The following is an 18,981-nucleotide window of genomic DNA, read 5'->3' as shown; positions in this document are numbered from 1 at the left end:
CGGGTGCGGTCCGCCACGACTAAGGTGAAGGACACGGAACCCATGACGACGACCTCGATCGCGCTCAAGCCCTCCCCACAGCCGCTCTCCGACGCGGAGCGGGAGCAGATCCTGGCCAACCCCGGCTTCGGCCGCCACTTCACCGACCACATGGTGACGATCAAGTGGACGGAGGGGCTGGGGTGGCACGACGCCCAGCTCGTGCCGTACGCCCCGCTGCCGCTCGACCCCGCCAACATGACGCTGCACTACGCCCAGACCATCTTCGAGGGGCTCAAGGCGTACCGGCAGCCGGACGGCGGGGTGGCCACCTTCCGCCCGGACGCCAACGCCCGTCGCTTCCAGGACTCCGCGCGCCGGCTCGCGATGCCCGAACTGCCGGTGGAGACCTTCATCGCGGCCTGTGACGCGCTCGTCAACCAGGACAAGGCGTGGGTCCCCGGCAACGGTGAGCAGTCCCTCTACCTGCGGCCGTTCATGTTCGCGACCGAGGTGGGGCTGGGCGTGCGCCCCTCGAACGAGTACCTCTTCGTGGTGATCGCCTCCCCGGCCGGCGCCTACTTCCCCGGCGGTGTGAAGCCGGTCTCGGTCTGGCTCTCCGAGGAGTACGTGCGCGCCTGCCCCGGCGGCACCGGCGCGGCGAAGGCGGGCGGCAACTACGCCGCCTCCCTGGTGGCCCAGGCCCAGGCCGCCGACCACGGCTGCGACCAAGTGGTCTGGCTGGACGCGATCGAGCGCCGCTGGATCGAGGAGATGGGCGGCATGAACCTGTACTTCGTGTACGGGAACCGCATCGTGACGCCCGAGCTGACCGGCTCGCTGCTGCCCGGCATCACCCGCGCCTCGCTGCTGGAGATCGCCGCCGACCTCGGCTACGAGGTCTCCGAGGGGCGGCTCTCGGTGGAGGACTGGAAGCGCGGTACCGAGGACGGCTCGCTCACCGAGGTGTTCGCCTGCGGCACCGCCGCGGTCATCACCCCGGTCGGCTCGGTCAAGTCCACCAGCGCGAGCTGGACCGTGGGCGACGGCCGGCCGGGTGAGGTCACCATGCGGCTGCGCAAGGCACTGCTGGACATCCAGACCGGCGCCGTCGAGGACACCCACGGCTGGATGCACCGTCTGGGCGAGTGACGCCCGAGGCCCCGTGGACGGCCGACGGCCCCCACCGGGCCGTGGACGAGAAGGGCCCGCCCTGGCGCGTCGAACGCCGGGGCGGGCCTCCGTCGTGTCCCGGGCCGCGGCTCAGAGCTCCCGGTGCATCGCCCGCAGCACGGCGCGGGCGGTGTTCGCCTGCCCGAAGGCGTTGGGCAGCACATTGGCGACGTTGTCCGGGTAGGGGTAGCCGGGCGCGGTGAGCCCCTCCACCCAGCGCCACCGGCCGGCGCACACGTCCGCGCCCCGACTGGAGTGGTGGGTGTCCACATAGGCGGCGTACCGGTGGTGCCGGGCGGTCTGCCGCTCGATGACGCGGTTGATCGGGTCGAGCACCCCGTCCCGCAGCCACTCCAGGTCCGCGCGGCTCATGTGGCCGAACTGCGTCTGGTCGCCGACCGTGCAGCGGGAGGCGTCCGCCGGGACGATCGACGGGTAGCCGACGGTGAGGATCTTCGCGTGCGGCGCCTTGCGATGGATCCGGCGCAGCATGTCGTCGTACTCCCGGACCGCCGAGGCCAGTCGGGCCTCGACCAGCTCCCGCGTCCGCTCCTCGCAGGGGACCGGCGAACCGTCGGACGCGCGCGGCGGCTCCTGCATCGCGCAGGCGTAGACGACCTCGCCGAAGCCGGAGTCCTTGCCGCCCATGCCGACGGTCACCAGGTCGGTGTCCTCGTCGACGGCCGCCAGTTGCGGGGCGACGGCCTTGAAGGTCCTGCCCTCCAGATAGTCCCGCGGCGAGCCGAGCGGCACCTGGCCCTGGTGGGCGATCTCCGCCAGCATGGCGTTGTTGCAGGCCACGTCGGTCAGCCGGACCCGCCCGCCCCACGCCCCGGCCACGAGTCGGGGGTAGGAGCCCTCGGTGCGGGCGCATCCGGTGTGCGCGCCCTCCGGGTCGAGCTCCGCGCCGGTGGGCGGGATCACGCCCGCGGTGTACGAGTCCCCCAACGCGACCCAGTTCAGCGGGGCTTCGGGCGACTCGGCCGCGCCGGCCCGGGGCACGGTGCCCACGGCCAGCGCCGCCAGGGCGACGGTGGTCAGCAGGCGGAGCGACGTACGCGTCATGCTCTCTCCCTCGTACTCGACGTACTCCTGGTGCGGGACGTACTCGCGGTGGAGGAACTCACGATCTTCGGTGTCGCTCGACCAAGGGTAGGGATCTCCTCGATCCGCGCCAGAGGGCCGCGTCGCGGTCGGCCACACCGCGCGCGGGGTTCGACCGGCCGTGCGGCGCCCCGACGGCGGTAGGTACGACTTGCGCCGTACCTACCGCCGCCACTACGGTCCTAGGTACGAGATCATTCGTACCTATCTCCCGGGAGCCTCCCATGTCCCCCACCGCCCCGTACACCCTCGTCGGCATCGCCCGCCCCAAGCCGGAGCGCGCGGCCGAACTCAGGGAGCTGCTCCTGTCGTTCGTGGAGCCGACCCGGGCGGAGGAGGGCTGCCTGGAGTACCACTTCCACGAGGACCGGGACGAGCCCGGCGTCTTCGTGTTCTACGAGGCGTGGCGCTCCAAGGAGGACCTCGACGCGCACCTGGCCCTGCCGCACCTCCAGGACTTCTGGCAGCGCCGGATGGAGTACCTGGAGCGCGACCTGGAGATCCGCTGGCTCACGATGCACAGCCCGTACGAGCCGCGCCGGTGAGCCGGTGGCGCGACCGCCGACCTCAGCCGATCGGGTAGGCGATGTCGCACACCTCGTCGGAGGGCCCGGCCGAGGGCCAGTCGGCGAAGTAGACCTCGCGGCAGGGGGCGCCCTCGCTCAGCCCCTGGTCGGCGATCCAGCCCTCGACCGCCTCGTAGGCGGAGAGGATCTGCGGATAGACGACCTGGCCCTTGGTCAGCCGGGTGTACGCCTGGCGGTGGGCCGGCTCGACGCGCACCTCGATCGTGCGGTGCGCGGCGGCGTAGACGCGGGCCGCCTCCGGGTCGGCCACCGGGACGCACGCCTCCGCCGGGCCGTCGCTCTCGTCGCTGACGTCCGCGTGGTACACGACGAACGGGTGCCCGGCGACGCCGCCGCACTCCTCCTCGGCGGCCTTCTCCAACCGATCGAGCGAGGAGCCGATCCAGGCGGGCAGATCGTCGCTCAACAGGTGCTTGCGCAGCGCGAGGACGGTCTGCTCCGGGACCTCGCGGGTGGTGACGTCGTACATGTCTGGCCTCCTGCCTGACAGGCGTGCACGGAGGTGCGCCGCCAGGGCGCGCCGGCCGACCATGTGCTCCTCGATCTCGGCCCAGAAGGCCGCCACCTCGTCCGCGGCCTTCGACCCGGGGAGCTCCAGCACGGTCGCGATCCGCGCGAGCGGCATGTCCAGCCGGCGCAGCAGCGCCACCAGCCGGGCCCGCCCGACCTGGTCGGCGCGGTACCAGCGGTAGCCGGTGGCCGGGTCGACGTGGTCGGGCACCAGCAGGCCCAGCCGGTCGTACAGGCGCAGCGCCTTCGGTGAAAGCCGCGACTCGCGCGCGAACGCGCCGATGCTCAGATACTCCACGGGTAGCTCTCCTCCGTCCCGGGCACCTCGCCCGGTGCACCGCACGATGGGGGTTGCCCCCGGGACAGGGTCAAACCCCCGGCGCGCCCGAGCCGGCGGCGCCCGTCGCGGCGCCGGTCGCTCCGGCGGCACGCACCCGATCGACGGCCGGACCCCCGCCCCGCCGCGGGGTCACTCCCCCGTCACCAGGCGGCGCATCGCCTCGGCCAACTGCTCCCCGCCGGGCGTGAGCTCGTCGTCCAACGCCATCTGCACGACCATCCCGCTCACCAGCGTCATATAGAACGAGCCGAGGATCTTCGCGGAGTCCGGGTCGACCTCGCTGTCGTCGATGCCGTGGAACAGCGCCACCAGCCCCTCGCGCCCCTCCGGTTGGGCGCGGCCGAACGCCGCCCGCAGCTCCGGGTCCCGCTCCGCCTGGAGGATGGCCTCCAGCTGGGCCATCCACAGCCCCCGATGCCGGTCGAAGAGCGCGCGCACCCGCGTCCAGCTCGACGCGAAGCGCTCCAACGCCGTCGCGTCCCCGGGGACTTCGTCCTTCAACATCGCGGCCAGCTCGTCGCCCCAGTCGCCCATGGCGGAGAACAGCGCCTCCCGCATCAGGGCGTCCTTGGAGCCGTAGTGGTAGCCGATGGAGGCCAGGTTGGCGCCCGAGGCGGCCACGATGTCGCGCGCGGTCGTGCGCGACCACCCCTTCTCCAGCAGGCAGCGCTTGGCGCCCTGCAACAGATCCTCGCGATGTCCCATGGACTCACCCTACCCCGCGGCCATACAGCCGTCTTATACAAGCGTTCTAGACAGGCGTTTAATACAGCCGTATAGTCCTCGACATGACGACGCCCTCCCTCAACTCCCCGCGGCGCGCCGGCCGCCGGGAGTGGACCGCCTTCGTGGTCCTGATGCTTCCGCTGCTGCTGGTCTCCATGGACGTGTCGGTCCTGTATTTCGCCATTCCGGCGATCAGCCGCGAGCTGGACCTCAGCGGCACCCAACAGCTGTGGATCTTCGACATCTACGCCTTCGCGCTGGCCGGCCTGCTGATCACCATGGGCTCGCTCGGCGACCGGATCGGCCGCCGCAAGCTGCTGCTGCTCGGTGCCGCCGCCTTCGGCGCCGCGTCGGTCGCCGCGGCCTACGCGCAGAGCGCGGAGATGCTCATCGCCGCCCGCGCGCTGTTGGGCATCGGCGGAGCCACCCTGATGCCCTCGACGATGGCGCTGGTGCGCAACCTCTTCCAGGACCCCGGACAGCGGGCCGCCGCCGTCGGCATCTGGTCGGGCGTCATGACGGCGGGCGTCGCGCTCGGCTCGGTGCTGAGCGGCGTCATGCTCAGCCACTTCTGGTGGGGCTCGATCTTCCTGATCAACGTCCCGGCGATGGTGCTGCTGCTGGTGCTGGCGCCGATCCTGGTCCCGGAGTTCAAGGACCCGGCGCCCGGACGCTTCGACCTGCCCAGCGTGCCCCTCTCGATGGGCGCCGTGCTCCCCGTGATCTACGGACTGAAGAAGATCGCGGCCGACGGCTTCGCGACCACCCCCGCCCTCGCCATCGGCGCCGGGCTCGTCCTCGGACTGCTCTTCGTCCGCCGCCAGCTCACCCGGCGCGACCCGATGATCAACCCCGCCCTCTTCCGCAACCGCGGCTTCGGCTCCGCGGCCGCCCTCAACGCCGTCGCGATGTTCGCCATGATGGGCTCCACCTACTTCACCACGCAGTACCTGCAGTCGGTGCTCGGCCAGAGCCCGCTGGAGGCCGCCCTGTGGAGCCTGGCCCCCTCCCTCCTCATCGGCTGCGCCGCGCCGGTGGCCACCATGCTCGTCCAGCGCGGTGTACGGCGCGCCCACGTCGTCGCCGGAGGCTTCGTGCTGGCGGCCGTCGGGCTCGGGGTGCTGACCCTGGCCGACACGGACTCGCTGTGGACCGTGCTGCTCGGCTGCGGCGTCAGCGCCGCCGGCATCGTCACCGTGATGTCGACCGTCACCGACCTGGCGCTGGGCATCACCCCGCCCCGGACGGCCGGGTCGGCGGCCTCGCTGCTGGAGACCGGCCAGGAGTTCGGCGGCGCGCTCGGCATGGCCGCCCTCGGCAGTGTCGGCAACGCGGTCTACCGGCACGACGTCACCGAGGCCGCCCCCGCGGGCCTTCCCGCCGACACCCTGGACGCCGTGCGCGAGACCCTCGGCAACGCCTCGGTGCTGGCCGGCGGACTGCCGGGCCGCGCCGGCGAGGCACTCCTGACCACCGCGCGCGAGGCCTTCACCCACGGGATGCAGCTCGCCGCCGCGACCGGCGCCCTGGTGCTGCTCGCGGCGGCCGTCCTGGCGACGGTCACCCTGCGGAACGTCGGCGACCGGCCGACGGACGCCCCGTCCGCCGACCCCGAGCGGCCGGAGACCGGCCCCACCGAGGCGGCCAGAGCCGAACTCCCCGAGCAGAACACACCCCTGACGCTCACTCAGTGATCGGAGCGCCTCCCCTACGGCACGCCTCAGGGACGGTCCGGGGATCTCCCCGGATGGCCCTGGGGCGCCGCGCCGTGAGGGTGGAGGTCATGACGACGACACGCCTGTCCCGCCGCTCCCTGCTCGCCACCGCCGCCGCCGGGACCGTGGTGGCCGCCGTGGGGCTGCCCGCCGGCCGCGCGACCGCGGCCACCGTCGGCGCCCCGCGCCGGGAGCCGGCCCCCGTCCCCCCGCTGAAGCCCGGTGCCCTCCGGTCCGCCATCGACGACCTGGAGCACCCGGTGGTGACCGCCGCCCAGCTGCGGATCAGCGGCTCGGCCGGGTCCTGGTACGGCTCCTCCGGAGCCACCGAACTGCCCGGCGGGCGCCCCGTCCGCGCGGGTGACAAGGTGCGGATCGGCAGCATCACCAAGGTCTTCGTGGCCACCGTCGCGCTCCAACTCGTCGCCGAGCGCCGGCTCACCCTCGACACCACCGTCCAGCGGGTGCTGCCCGGCCTGCTCCCCTCCCGCTGGCCCGGTATCACCCTGCGTCAACTGCTGAACCACACCAGCGGGCTGCCCGCCGAGCACGGCCCGGACCTGCCGGACCTCAGCACCCCGGAGCGGGTCTACGACCACCGCTTCGACCGCTGGACCCCGCGGCGGCTCGTGGCCACGGTGACCCACGGGGCGCCGGAGCTGAAGTTCACCCCCGGCACGGCCCAGGAATACCGCGGCGTCAACTACGTGCTGGCCGCCCTGATGGTCGAGGAGCTGACCGGCCGGCCGTACGGGGCGGAGATCTCCGCCCGACTGCTGCGCCCGCTGGGTCTGCGCGGCACCTCGGTCCCCGGCCATGAGCGCCGGATGCGCGGCCCGCACGTGCACGGCTACCTCCGGATGACCGACGGCAGCCTCCGCGACATGGCCGTCGTCGACCCCTCGGACGCCTGGGGCGAGGGCGAGATGGTCTCCTCCACCGCCGACCTGGACCGCTTCGGTCGGGTGCTGTTCTCCGGCGCGCTGCTGCCGTCGCGGCTCCAGCGGGAGCTGTTCACCCTGCCGCCCGAGGAGGTGCGGATGTGGGGTGATCCCTCCGCTGCCGCCCGCTACGGCGTGGGCCTGCAGACGGCCACGGTGAACGGCATCACTCTGTGGGGAAAGACCGGAGAGACGTACGGCTACGCCTCCGGTCTGTTCTCCACCGTGGATCAGGCGCGGCAGCTGGTGTACTCCTTCACCCCGGTGCGCCGGGACGCGAGCCTCCAGGAGATGACCCGGCGCATCGCCCACGCCGCCACCGCGCCGTAGCCGGCCCCGCACTACCGGCGAGCCCTCAAAGAGAGTGCGCCGTGGCGGGCTGCGCGTCCTCGACGCCCTGCTCCCGGGGCGGACGCGGGGTGTTCATCAGGAACGCCACCACCCCGGCCGCGGCCACCAGGATCACCGTGGCCCAGACGAACGCCTCCGTGTAGCCCTCGACCAGCGCGGCCTTGACGGTGTCCTTCGGCACCGGCCCGCGCCGCTCCCCGATCCGCGAGCTCAGGTAGTCGGTGGTGGCGCTGGTGGCGATGGTGTTGAGCAGCGCGGTGCCGATCGAGCCGCCGATCTGCTGCGCGGTGTTGACGGTGGCCGAGGCGACGCCGGCCTCCTCGGCCCGGACGCCGTGGGTGGCGTAGTTCATCGCCGGGGCCATCACCAGGCCCATGCCGAAGCCGACGAGGATCTCCGAGGGCAGCAGGCCGCCCGCGTAGGAGCTGCCGGCGTCGAGCGGGATCAGCAGACCGACGCCGAGGGCGGTGATGAGCAGCCCGGGCACCATCAGGGCACGCGGTGGCACCCTCGGGATCAGCCGGGTGGCGACGCCGGCCGCGCCCACCACCACGGCGAAGGACATCGGCAGGAAGGCCACGCCGGTGACCAGCGCCGAGTAGCCCTTGACGACCTGCATGTAGTAGGTGAGGAAGAGGAAGAGCGCGAACATGCCGACCACCGACATCGCGACGGCCAGGTACGCGCTGCCGCGGGTGCGGTCCGCGACCACCCGCAGCGGCAGCAGCGGCCGCGCCACCCGCCGCTCGACCAGGACGAACGCGAACAGCAGCACGGCGCCGAGGGTGAGCAGTCCGCTGGCTCCGAGCGAGCCCCAGCCCTCGGACTCCGCCTCGCTGCATCCGTAGACGACGGCCACCAGGCCGGAGACGGCGAGCAGCACCCCGGGGATGTCGAAACGGGCGGCGGCGCCGGGGGTGCGGGCGTCGGCCGGAAGCACGTACCAGCCGAAGACGGCGAGGACGGCGATCGGCACGTTCACATACAGGCACCAGCGCCAGTCCAGGTACTCGGTCAACGCCCCGCCCAGCACCAGGCCGAGCGCGCCGCCGCCGCCCGCGATGGCGCCGAAGACGCCGAACGCCTTGGCGCGCTCGCGCGGCTCGGTGAAGCTCACCGCGAGCAGCGAGAGGGCCGTGGGCGCGAGCAGCGCGGCGAAGGCGCCCTGGAGGGCACGGGCGGCGAGCAGCATGCCGAAGCCGGAGGCGGCGCCGCCGAGCGCGGAGGCGCCGGCGAAGCCGAGCAGCCCGATGACGAAGGTCCGCCGGCGTCCGGTGTAGTCGGCGATGCGACCGCCGAGCAGCAGCAGGCTGCCGAAGGCCAGGGTGTAGGCGGTGATGACCCACTGCCGGTCGCCGTCGGAGATGCCGAGGTCCGCCTGGGCCGAGGGCAACGCGATGTTCACGATGGTGATGTCGAGGACGATCATCAGCTGTGCCAGGCCGATGAAGGCCAGTGCCAGCCAACGGCGGGGGTTGGTCACATGGGGCGATTCCATGGTCATGGCCGTGCCTTTCACACAGGGGCGGGGGCTTAGGCGTGGGTGGGGCCGGCGGCCGGGCCGGCGCTGGGGTCGTGATCGGCGTCGGGGTCGGCGGCGGGCCCGGGGCCCTTGGCCAGGCGCTCCCGCAGCCGCTTGAACTCCTCGCCGGTGATGGCGGGCCCGGGCAACGGGTCCCTCGGCCGCTCGGCCCCCGGCGCGCGCAGGCCGTCGATGTAGACGTCCAGATGACGATGGGCGAGGTCGCCGTCGAACGGGATCCGAGCGCCCGGCAGCGGCCGGCTGAGCCGGGTCAGCACCAGGGCGATGTCGCCGAAGACGACGTCCTCGCGGATCAGTCCGTCCCGCTGGGCGCGGGTCAGCATCTCCTGGACCGGCTCGACGGCGTCACCGCGGGCCGCGTCGACCATGGAGTCGACGTCGACCCGGCCCATCAGCGAGGGCATCACCGAGCCGACCTTCAGGTCGAGGGCGGCGTGCATGAACCGTCGCAGCCCCACGGCCGGGTCGGGTTCCTCGGCGAGCGCGCCGTGGGCGGCCGCGATGAGGGCGGTGAACACGTCGAGCGCCACCGCCTGGATCAGGTCGTCGCGCTCGGGGAAGCGCCGGTACAGGGTGGCGATCCCCACCCCCGCCCGCCTGGCTATCTCGTCCAGCGGGGCGTCGGGCCCCTGGTCGACGAAGATCTCGCGGGCCGCGCGAAGGATCTGCTCGCGGTTGCGCTGGGCGTCGGCGCGCATGGCACACCTTCCGAATCACTGAAGCAGGGTGTGAGTGAGCGGGCGCAGGTGGATAAATTTTCTCCACTTAGCGTTCGAGGCTCAGCGTAGCGAGAGGCGGGCATTAATTCAACACATGATGAAAAACTCGCCGCCCCGGTCGACCCGCCGCCCCCGCACCCACCGCCGACCGACCGCCGCCGACCGCCGACCGCCGACCGCCCACCCGCCGACCGCCCGCCCAACGCCACGGGCCCGGCCCCCGCCGAAGCGGGGACCGGGCCCGGAGAAAGGGACGCCGACGGTCAGTCGACCAGGTTCACCGACCGCGCGGAGGTGGCACCGATCTCGTCGGCGATCTCGGCGAGCACCCCGGCGGGGATGGTGTCGTCGACGGTGAGCGCGACCACCGCCTCACCGCCGATCGTCGCCCGCGAGACCTGCATGCCGGCGATGTTGATGCGCGCCTCGCCCAGGATTCGGCCCAGCGTGCCCACCACACCCGGCCGGTCGATGTAGCGGAAGAACGCCATGTGGTCGGCGAGCGCCAGGTCGACGTCGTACTCGCCGACCGCGACGATCTTCTGCAGGTGCTTGGGGCCGGCCAGCGTGCCGGAGATCGAGACCTCCGAGCCGTCGGAGAGGGTACCGCGCACGGTCACCACGTTGCGGTGCTCGGTCGACTCCGAGCTGGTGGTCAGCCGCACCTCGACGCCGCGCTCCTGCGCGAACAGCGGGGCGTTCACATAGGAGACCGTCTCGTCGACGACGTCCTCGAACACACCCTTGAGCGCGGAGAGTTCCAGCACCTTGACGTCGTGCTGGGTGATCTCGCCGTACACCTCGACGTCGAGCCGGACCGCGACCTCGCCCGCCAGGGCGGTGAAGATCCGGCCCAGCTTCTCGGCCAGCGGCAGACCGGGCTTGACGTCCTGGGCGATGACCCCGCCCTGCACGTTGACCGCGTCCGGGACCAGCTCGCCGGCGAGCGCCAGGCGCACCGAGCGGGCCACCGCGATGCCCGCCTTCTCCTGCGCCTCACCGGTGGAGGCGCCCAGGTGCGGGGTGGCCACCACGTTGTCGAACTCGAAGAGCGGGGAGTCGGTGCACGGCTCCTTGGCGAAGACGTCCAGGCCCGCGGCGGCGACCCGGCCCTCCTTGAGCGCGGAGGCCAGCGCCGCCTCGTCCACGATCCCGCCCCGCGCGGCGTTGACGATCCGCACCTCCGGCTTGACCTTGTGCAGCGCCTCGTCACCGATCAGACCGATGGTCTCCGGCGTCTTGGGGAGGTGGACGGTGATGAAGTCCGAGACCTCCAGCAGCTCGTCCAGCGAGAGCAGCTTGACGCCCATCTGCGCGGCGCGCGCGGGCTGCACATACGGGTCGTACGCGACGATCTTCATCCCGAAGGCCGACATCCGCTGGGCCACCAGCACCCCGATGCGGCCGAGGCCGACCACGCCCAGCGTCTTCTCGCTCAGCTCGACACCGGTGTACTTGCTGCGCTGCCACTCGCCCCGCTTCAGCGCGGCGTTCGCCTGCGGGATGTTGCGCGCGGTGGCCAGCAGCAGACCGCAGGCCAGCTCGGCGGCGGTGACGATGTTGGAGGTCGGAGCGTTCACGACCATGACGCCGGCCTTGGTGGCGGCCGCGACGTCCACGTTGTCCAGACCGACGCCGGCCCGGGCGACGACCCTCAGTTTCCGGCCCGCGGCGATCGCCTCGGCGTCCACCTTGGTCGCGCTGCGCACGAGGATCGCGTCGACGTCGGCGATGGCGGGGAGCAGCTCGGCGCGGTCGGCGCCGTTGCAGGTCCGGATCTCGAAGTCCGGCCCCAGGGCGTCGACGGTGGCGGGCGACAGCTCTTCAGCGATGAGAACGACGGGCTTGCCGGCCGGTGTGCCGTTCGAAGCAGTGCTCACGGAGTCTCAGTCCTCACTTGTCCTTCGCGGACGGCCGTCCCGACGGCCGAAGGCGGTGAAGGGGGCAGCCGCGTGGAAGACGCACGACGCTGTGAGCCTGACGCGCTTGTTAGAAAGGCAGTGTAGTGGCGAAAGGCCCCGCGTCTTGCGCCTATCCGGCACTGTCACCCTCACGCGCCTGGCCAGGTCGTCGAGGCGCGCGTACCCCGGGTAACGCGTTTCGCCCGGTCTGCCCCACGATCCCCGCCCACCCGCCCCCGGAAAGGGGCGGGTGGGCGGGGAGGAGTCCCGGCGGGAAGCGCCGGGGTCACCACAGGCGGCGGGTCGGCCGCGTCACGGCGCCCGCCACGGGCGGCGGGGCCGCGGGACCGGGCCACCCCGGCGTCCCGCGACCCCCCGCCCGGAGGCGGTCACGCCTCCTCGTCGACCCAGCTCATCAGCTTGCGCAGCTCCTTGCCGGTGGTCTCCAGCAGGTGCTCGCTGTCCTGGGTCTTGTACTCGTTGTACTTCTTCAGGCCGCCGTGGTACTCGTCCATCCAGTTCTTGGCGAAGGTGCCGTCCTGGATCTCGGCGAGGACCTTCTTCATCTCGGCCTTGGTGGCGTCGGTGATGATGCGCGGGCCGGTGACGTAGTCGCCCCACTCGGCGGTCTCCGAGACCGACCAGCGCATCTTCTCCAGGCCGCCCTCGTACATCAGGTCCACGATCAGCTTCAGCTCGTGGAGGCACTCGAAGTACGCGATCTCCGGCTGGTAGCCGGCCTCGACCAGGGTCTCGAAGCCCGCCTTGACCAGCGCCGCGGTGCCACCGCAGAGCACCGCCTGCTCGCCGAAGAGGTCGGTCTCGGTCTCCTCGGTGAAGGTGGTCTTGATGACGCCGGCGCGGGTGCCGCCGATGGCCTTGGCGTACGACAGCGCCAGCGGGAAGCCGCCGCCGGTGGCGTCCTGCTCGACGGCCGCGATGCACGGCACGCCGCGGCCCTCCTCATACTGGCGGCGGACCAGGTGACCCGGGCCCTTGGGGGCGACCATGCAGACGTCGACGCCGGCCGGCGGCTTGATGAAGCCGAAGCGGACGTTCAGGCCGTGGCCGAAGAACAGCGCGTCGCCGTCCTTGAGGTTGTCCTTGACGGACTCCTCGTAGACCTGCGCCTGGATCGGGTCCGGGACCAGGATCATGATGACGTCGGCCTCGGCCGCGGCCTCGGCCGGGGTGACCACGCGCAGGCCCTGCTCCTCGGCCTTCGCCTTCGACGTGGAGCCCTCGTGCAGGCCGACCCGGACGTCGACCCCCGAGTCGCGCAGCGACAGCGCGTGGGCGTGGCCCTGGCTGCCGTAGCCGAGGACCGCGACCTTGCGGCCCTGGATGATGGACAGGTCGGCGTCGTCGTCGTAGAACAGCTCGGCCACTGGTGGTCTCTCCTAGGTATCGGGGTTGTCCGTCCCACCGTATGACGGGTGGACGGGTGATGGTTGGCGTGGGTGAGTGGCGCGGATGACGCGGTTACGCCGAGCGGTCGAGCGCGCGCAGGCTCCGGTCGGTGATGGAGCGTGCGCCGCGCCCTATGGCGATGGTGCCGGACTGCACCAACTCCTTGATGCCGTACGGTTCCAGCATCCGGAGCATGGCTTCCAGTTTGTCACTGCTGCCGGTGGCCTCGATGGTCACGGCCTCCGGCGAGACGTCCACGGTCTTGGCGCGGAACAACTGGACGATCTCCACGACCTGGGAGCGGGTCTCGTTGTCCGCACGGACCTTCACCAGGACGAGTTCACGCTGGATCGCGGAGCTGTCCTCCAGCTCGACGATCTTCAGCACGTTGACGAGCTTGTTGAGCTGCTTGGTGACCTGCTCCAGCGGCAGCTCCTCGACGTTCACCACGATGGTGATGCGGGAGATGTCGGGGTGCTCGGTGACCCCGACCGCGAGCGAGTCGATGTTGAAGCCGCGGCGGGAGAACAGGGCGGCGATCCGGGCCAGGATGCCGGGGGTGTTCTCCACCAGGACGGAGAGTGTGTGCTTGGACATGAGGTTGCGTCTCTTCCTGTCTCTCGTCCGGGGGGCTCAGTCTTCTTCGCTGTCGCCGAAGTCCGGGCGCACCCCGCGGGCCGCCTGGATCTCGTCGTTGGAGGTGCCGGCGGCGACCATCGGCCACACCATGGCGTCCTCGTGGACGATGAAGTCGACGACCACCGGCCGGTCGTTGATGGCGTTGGCCTCGGCGATGACCTTGTCCAGCTCCGCCGGGTCCTCGCAGCGCATCGAGACGCAGCCCATGGCCTCGGCCAGCTTCACGAAGTCGGGGACGCGGGTGCCGGCGCTCTGCCTGCCGTCGCCCGCCGCCGAGCCGCCGTTGCCCGTGGGGCCGGAGTGCAGGACGGTGTTGGAGTAGCGCTGGTTGTAGAAGAGGGTCTGCCACTGGCGGACCATGCCGAGCGCACCGTTGTTGATGATCGCGACCTTGATCGGGATGTCGTTCAGCGCGCAGGTGACCAGCTCCTGATTGGTCATCTGGAAGCAGCCGTCGCCGTCGATCGCCCACACCGTGCGGTCCGGCCGGCCGGCCTTGGCGCCCATCGCGGCCGGGACCGCGTACCCCATCGTCCCGGCGCCGCCGGAGTTCAGCCAGGTCGCGGGCGTCTCGTAGTCGATGAAGTGGGCGGCCCACATCTGGTGCTGCCCGACGCCGGCGGCGAAGACGGTGCCCTCCGGGGCCAGCTGGCCGATCCGCTGGATGACCTGCTGCGGGGAGAGGCTGCCGTCGTCCGGCAGGTCGTAGCCGAGCGGGTAGGTGTCGCGCCAGCGGTTCAGGTCCTCCCACCAGTCCGCGTAGCGGGTCCGGGCCCACTCGCCGGCGTGGTCGGAGTCCAGCTCGGCCTGGACGGCGACGATCAGGTCGGCGATGACCTCGCGGGCGTCGCCGACGATCGGCACGTCCGCGGCCCGGTTCTTGCCGATCTCGGCCGGGTCGATGTCGGCGTGGACGATCTTGGCGTACGGGGCGAAGGAGTCCAGCCGACCGGTGACCCGGTCGTCGAACCGGGCGCCCAGCGCCACGATCAGGTCGGCCTTCTGCAGCGCGGTGACGGCCGCGACGGTGCCGTGCATGCCGGGCATGCCCAGGTGCTGCGGATGGGTGTCGGGGAAGGAGCCGAGCGCCATCAGGGTGGTGGTGACGGGGGCTCCGGTCAGCTCGGCCAGCACCTTGAGCTCGCCGGTGGCGCCCGCCTTGAGCACGCCGCCGCCGACGTACAGCACCGGGCGGCGGGCCTGGGTGACCAGCCGCGCGGCCTCGCGGATCTGCTTGGCGTGCGGCTTGGTGACCGGCCGGTAGCCGGGCAGATCGGTCTGCGGCGGCCAGGAGAAGGTGGTCTTGGCCTGCAGCGCGTCCTTGGAGATGTCGACCAGGACCGGCCCCGGGCGGCCGGTGGCGGCGATGTGGAACGCCTCCGCGATGGTCCGCGGGATGTCCTCGGCCTTGGTGACCAGGAAGTTGTGCTTGGTGATCGGCATGGTGATGCCGCAGATGTCCGCCTCCTGGAAGGCGTCCGTGCCGATGGAGGTGGAGGGCACCTGACCGGTGATGGCGACCAGCGGCACCGAGTCCATGTGCGCGTCCGCGATCGGGGTGACCAGGTTGGTGGCGCCGGGGCCGGAGGTGGCCATGCAGACGCCGACCTTGCCGGTGGCCTGCGCGTAGCCGGTGGCGGCATGCCCCGCCCCCTGCTCGTGGCGGACCAGTACGTGCCGGACCTTCGAGGAGTCCATCATCGGGTCGTACGCGGGGAGGATCGCACCGCCGGGAATGCCGAACACGGTGTCGGCGCCGACTTCCTCCAGCGAGCGGATGAGGGACTGCGCTCCCGTGACGTGCTCGACGGTGGCGGGCTGCTGCTGCCCGCCGCTACGGGCCCGCGGCTGCGGATGGTGGGACCCGGAAGCCTGCTCGGTCATCGGTCTTCTCTTCTCGAAGATGAGGGTGTACGGGGCTCGGGGGTCGCCCCGCTGGGTGCGTTTGTGGTGCTTTGCGGGTTTCTACTACGAGTCTGATGCAACAAAAAACCCCTCGTGCCGTAAGGCAAGCGAGGGGAGCGCGCCGGTGAGGTCCGCAGGGTGTGGAGGCCCGGAGGGCCGCCCTGCTCAGCCGACGCGCTGTCCAAGTACGAGAATTCGGGTGCGCATGGCTCCGACCCTCTCCCCGACACCCACGGGGTGTCAAGTGGGTGGGACGGGCGTCTCATTATTTGAGCGCAATGGCGGATGGGGGTGAGGCTCTGGCCTGCGGCTTCCATGCGGCGCCCCGCCGTGCACCGCACCACCGCCGTGTGCCACGGCCGCGTGGGCACCGGCGTGCGCCCCCGCGTGCGCGCCACCGTGCCCCACTCCGTGGCGCATCGGGAGCGCCCCGCCGACCAGCACCGGGGTGTGGTCCGCGCGCGGCACCGGGTAGGTGCCACGGGTCAGGGCGCGGCGCAGCCGGTGCTCGTCCAGCGGCCCGGAGAACGCCATGCCCTGGGCGTGCGTACAGCCCATGGCGCGCAACGCCGTGATCTGTTCCGGCAGGTCGACGCCCTCGGCCACCGACTGCATCCCGAGATCGCCCGAGATCTGCAGCAGCCCCGAGGTGATCTTGTGCAGCCGGGAGGACTCCACGACGCCCTCGACCAGCCCCCGGTCCAGCTTGAGGATGTCGATGGGCAGTCGGCGCAGCGACCTGATCGCGGCGTAGCCGCTGCCGAAGCCGTCCAGCGCGATCCGCACGCCCAGCCGGCGCAGCGCGCCCAGCCGCAGCTCCAGCTCGTCCAGCGGCACCCGGGGATCGCTGTCGGTCAGCTCCAGGACGAGCGCGCCCGAGGGCAGCCCGTGCCGCGTCAGCAGGGCCTCCACGCTCTTGGGCGGCATCGCCTTGTCGACCAGCCGGGTGGCCGGCAGTCGCACCGCGACGGGCGCGAGGTGTCCGGCCTGTCGGCGCCGGGCGGCCTGCTCGACGGCCTCCTCCAGCATCCAGCGGCTCAGCTCGGCCAGCCGGGCCGCCTCCTCGCCACTGCCGCCGCGGCCGTTGTCGGCCACCCGCAGGAACTCGGCCGGGGTGAAGAGGATGCCCTGCGCGGAGCGCCAGCGGGCCTGGGCGGCGACCGCGCTGATCCGCCCGGTGGCCAGCTCGACCACCGGCTGGTGCAGCAGCACGAACTCGCCCTCGTGCAGCGCGGCGCGCAGCCGGGAGGCGACCTCGGCCCGCCGCACCACCTCGGCCTGCATCTGCGGGGCGTACAGCTCGACCCGGTTCTTGCCCGCGGACTTGGCGCGGTACATGGCCAGGTCGGCGTTGCGCATCAGGGCGCCGGGGCTGATGCCGGGCTCGGCGAAGGCGACGCCGATGCTGGCGGCGACCCGGACCTCGGTGCCGCCCTCCACCCGGTAGGGCTGGGAGAGCGCGACCCGCAGCCGGTCGGCGATCTCCAGCACATGGCACTCGCGGGCGGCGTGGTCGGGCCCGCCGTCGCCCAGGATCAGGGCGGCGAACTCGTCCCCGCCCAGCCGGGCGGCGCAGTCCCCGGAGCCGGAGCGCACCGACTCCTGGAGCCGCCGGGCGGCCTGCACCAGCAGCTCGTCGCCGGCCTGGTGGCCGACCGTGTCGTTGACCGCCTTGAAGCCGTCGAGGTCGATGAAGAGCACGGCGGTGCCGGCGTCGGTGCGCCGGCGGCCGGCCAGCGCCTGCCGCACCCGCTTGGTGAACAGCGCCCGGTTGGGCAGGTCGGTGAGCGGGTCGTGCTCGGCGTTGTGCTGGAGCTGGGCCTGGAGCCGGACCCGCTCGGTGACGTCCCGGCTGTTGAAGATCAGTCCGCCGTGGTGCCGGTTGACGGTCGACTCCACGTTGAGCCAGTCGCCGCCGCCGGAGCGGAAGCGGCACTCGATCCGGGTGGTGGGCTCGTCGGCGGACGGCGCGGCCAGGAACCGACGGACCTCGTGCACCACCGCGCCGAGGTCCTCGGGGTGGATGAGCGAGGCCAGCTCGGAGCCGACGAGCTCGTCCGCGTCCCGCCCGTAGACCCCGGAGGCCGCGGGGCTGACGTAGCGCAGGATGCCGGTCGGCGCGGCGATCATGATGACGTCGCTGGAGCTCTGCACCAGGGACCGGAAGTGGTTCTCCTTCTGCGCCAGCTCCTGAGTGAGGCTGAGGTTGTCCAGCAGCATGATGGCCTGCCGCACCACCAGCGCCAGCACCACCGCGCAGGCGGTGAAGAGCACCACGCGGTCGATCTCGCGGCCGTCCATGACGTTGTAGAGCACGCCCAGGGTGCACACGGCCGCGGCCAGGTACGGGGCCAGGGCGGCGAGCGAGCCGCCGAGCGGCCGGCTGGGCTGGGCGGCGCGGCGCGGCGGCGCGGGCGGGCGCTCGGCGGCGCGGGCGGCCGCGGCGAGCCCGGCGGAGCGGGCGGCCCAGGGCGCGTACGCCAGCAGCACCGAGCCGGCGAACCAGCCGGCGTCCAGGAACTGCCCGGAGCGGTAGTGCTCCCGCAGCCCGGGCAGGGTGAACAGCGCGTCGCACAGCACGGTCAGGGCGAACGCCCCGATGGCCGTGTTGACCGCGGACCGGTTGGCGGCCGAGCGCTTGAAGTGCAGCGCCAACACCATGGAGACGAGCACGATGTCCAGCAGCGGATAGGCCAGCGACAGCGCGGTGCGCGCCACGCTCTCCCCGGCGCCCCGGAACTGCGCGGTGTGCGCCAGCGCCAGGCTCCAGGAGAGGGTCAGCAGCGAGCCGGCGATCAGCCAGGCGTCCAGCCCCAGGCAGACCCAGCCGGCGCGGGTGACCGGACGCTTGGCGAGCACCAGCAGCCCGACGATGGCGGGCGGCGCGAAGAGCAGGAAGCAGAAGTCGGCGAGGGACAGGCCGGGCACGGTGCGCCCCAGCACCACCTCGTACCAGCCCCAGACGGCGTTGCCGACGCCGGCCATGGCCGAGGAGACGGCGAACAGGAACCAGGCCGGCCGGATCCGGCCGGAGCAGGTCCAGCCGTACCAGAAGCAGGACGCCGCGGCCACGAAGGCGGCCACGCTGAGCCCGAAGTCGCCCATGATCAGGGCGACTTCGGGGGATCCCCAACCGAGCATGGCGCCCGTGGCGTAGCCCCCGCAGACGGCGGCGAGGAGCAGTTGTCGCACCGTCCCCGCACTGCCGGACCGGACCTGCGGGCGGCCGATCACCGCCCCGGGGGCGCTCACCGGACGCCCGCCCGACGCCCCGCGGGCCCCGTGTCGAACAGGTGGATCACCAGCCGCGCCGAAGGCCGGCGCAGCGGCGGTCGGGCGAGGTTGCGGGCCGCCCGCAACCGATGCCCGAGTCGCGTCGGGTCGTTGATCCCATGGCCGAACATCACCCGTCGCCCCCCTTACGGGATCACCCCCGCC

Annotated in this window: 15 protein-coding genes; 4 read left to right on the top strand and 11 right to left on the bottom strand. The window is 72.3% G+C overall.

All coding sequences use genetic code 11. The features are described 5' to 3' along the window. The first annotated feature begins 42 nt into the window (after nucleotides 1–42). The gene (locus CD790_RS04755; protein ID WP_144381664.1) at nucleotides 43–1,131 is read left to right on the top strand and encodes a branched-chain amino acid aminotransferase; all 1,089 of its coding nucleotides are present in this window, start codon (nucleotides 43–45) and stop codon (nucleotides 1,129–1,131) included. Between the two features lie 111 nt (nucleotides 1,132–1,242). Here CD790_RS04755 and CD790_RS04750 read toward each other — a convergent pair whose 3' ends face one another. Then, on the bottom strand, nucleotides 1,243–2,217 hold the full coding sequence (locus CD790_RS04750; protein WP_144381663.1) for an SGNH/GDSL hydrolase family protein: 975 nt from the start codon (nucleotides 2,215–2,217) through the stop codon (nucleotides 1,243–1,245). Nucleotides 2,218–2,480: 263 nt separating this feature from the next. Between CD790_RS04750 and CD790_RS04745 the strand changes: the two genes are divergently transcribed. Beyond that, a complete protein-coding gene (locus CD790_RS04745; RefSeq protein WP_144381662.1) occupies nucleotides 2,481–2,801 on the top strand; it encodes a putative quinol monooxygenase in 321 nt (106 codons plus the stop codon). A 22-nt stretch (nucleotides 2,802–2,823) separates the two neighbouring features. On the opposite strand, the gene CD790_RS04740 is transcribed toward CD790_RS04745, so the two are convergent. Together CD790_RS04740 and CD790_RS04735 are read right to left on the bottom strand one after the other, a co-directional pair. Beyond that, a complete protein-coding gene (locus CD790_RS04740; RefSeq protein WP_260867314.1) occupies nucleotides 2,824–3,651 on the bottom strand; it encodes a MerR family transcriptional regulator in 828 nt (275 codons plus the stop codon). 171 nt (nucleotides 3,652–3,822) lie between these two features. Further along, nucleotides 3,823–4,398, bottom strand: coding sequence for a TetR/AcrR family transcriptional regulator (locus tag CD790_RS04735; protein ID WP_144381660.1), 576 nt, complete (start codon nucleotides 4,396–4,398; stop codon nucleotides 3,823–3,825). Nucleotides 4,399–4,481: 83 nt separating this feature from the next. Between CD790_RS04735 and CD790_RS04730 the strand changes: the two genes are divergently transcribed. Together CD790_RS04730 and CD790_RS04725 are read left to right on the top strand one after the other, a co-directional pair. Next, nucleotides 4,482–6,113 (top strand): MFS transporter, encoded by a 1,632-nt coding sequence (locus CD790_RS04730; RefSeq protein ID WP_144381659.1) that lies wholly within the window; start codon nucleotides 4,482–4,484, stop codon nucleotides 6,111–6,113. 89 nt (nucleotides 6,114–6,202) lie between these two features. Beyond that, nucleotides 6,203–7,405 carry a serine hydrolase gene (locus CD790_RS04725; protein WP_144381658.1) on the top strand — a complete coding sequence of 401 codons (1,203 nt, stop codon included), beginning with the start codon at nucleotides 6,203–6,205 and terminating at the stop codon, nucleotides 7,403–7,405. Between the two features lie 25 nt (nucleotides 7,406–7,430). On the opposite strand, the gene CD790_RS04720 is transcribed toward CD790_RS04725, so the two are convergent. The 8 genes from CD790_RS04720 to CD790_RS34410 all read right to left on the bottom strand — a co-directional run bounded on the left by CD790_RS04720 (nucleotide 7,431) and on the right by CD790_RS34410 (nucleotide 18,947). Continuing rightward, nucleotides 7,431–8,930: an MFS transporter gene (locus CD790_RS04720; RefSeq protein WP_144381657.1), complete on the bottom strand. Its 1,500-nt coding sequence runs from the start codon at nucleotides 8,928–8,930 to the stop codon at nucleotides 7,431–7,433. 29 nt (nucleotides 8,931–8,959) lie between these two features. Next, nucleotides 8,960–9,667, bottom strand: coding sequence for a TetR/AcrR family transcriptional regulator (locus tag CD790_RS04715; protein ID WP_144381656.1), 708 nt, complete (start codon nucleotides 9,665–9,667; stop codon nucleotides 8,960–8,962). Between the two features lie 284 nt (nucleotides 9,668–9,951). Further along, entirely contained in the window at nucleotides 9,952–11,568 is a 1,617-nt protein-coding gene (serA, locus tag CD790_RS04710; protein WP_144381655.1) for a phosphoglycerate dehydrogenase, read from the bottom strand. A gap of 410 nt (nucleotides 11,569–11,978) precedes the next feature. After that, nucleotides 11,979–12,977 carry a ketol-acid reductoisomerase gene (gene ilvC, locus CD790_RS04705; RefSeq protein WP_144381654.1) on the bottom strand — a complete coding sequence of 333 codons (999 nt, stop codon included), beginning with the start codon at nucleotides 12,975–12,977 and terminating at the stop codon, nucleotides 11,979–11,981. Between the two features lie 94 nt (nucleotides 12,978–13,071). Beyond that, nucleotides 13,072–13,596, bottom strand: coding sequence for an acetolactate synthase small subunit (gene ilvN / locus CD790_RS04700; protein ID WP_144381653.1), 525 nt, complete (start codon nucleotides 13,594–13,596; stop codon nucleotides 13,072–13,074). A gap of 36 nt (nucleotides 13,597–13,632) precedes the next feature. Further along, on the bottom strand, nucleotides 13,633–15,522 hold the full coding sequence (locus CD790_RS04695; RefSeq protein WP_144381652.1) for an acetolactate synthase large subunit: 1,890 nt from the start codon (nucleotides 15,520–15,522) through the stop codon (nucleotides 13,633–13,635). 261 nt (nucleotides 15,523–15,783) lie between these two features. Further along, entirely contained in the window at nucleotides 15,784–18,795 is a 3,012-nt protein-coding gene (locus CD790_RS04690) for a bifunctional diguanylate cyclase/phosphodiesterase (RefSeq protein WP_144381651.1), read from the bottom strand. After that, nucleotides 18,792–18,947: a hypothetical protein gene (locus CD790_RS34410; RefSeq protein ID WP_186318863.1), complete on the bottom strand. Its 156-nt coding sequence runs from the start codon at nucleotides 18,945–18,947 to the stop codon at nucleotides 18,792–18,794. The genes CD790_RS04690 and CD790_RS34410 overlap by 4 nt, the downstream gene beginning before the upstream one ends. Nucleotides 18,948–18,981: the final 34 nt, after the last annotated feature.

This window comes from Streptomyces sp. SAJ15, assembly GCF_007595705.1.
GTDB lineage: Bacteria > Actinomycetota > Actinomycetes > Streptomycetales > Streptomycetaceae > Streptomyces.
The sequence above is the reverse complement of the archived record's forward strand: the minus strand, read 5'-3'. Positions and strand labels throughout refer to the sequence as shown.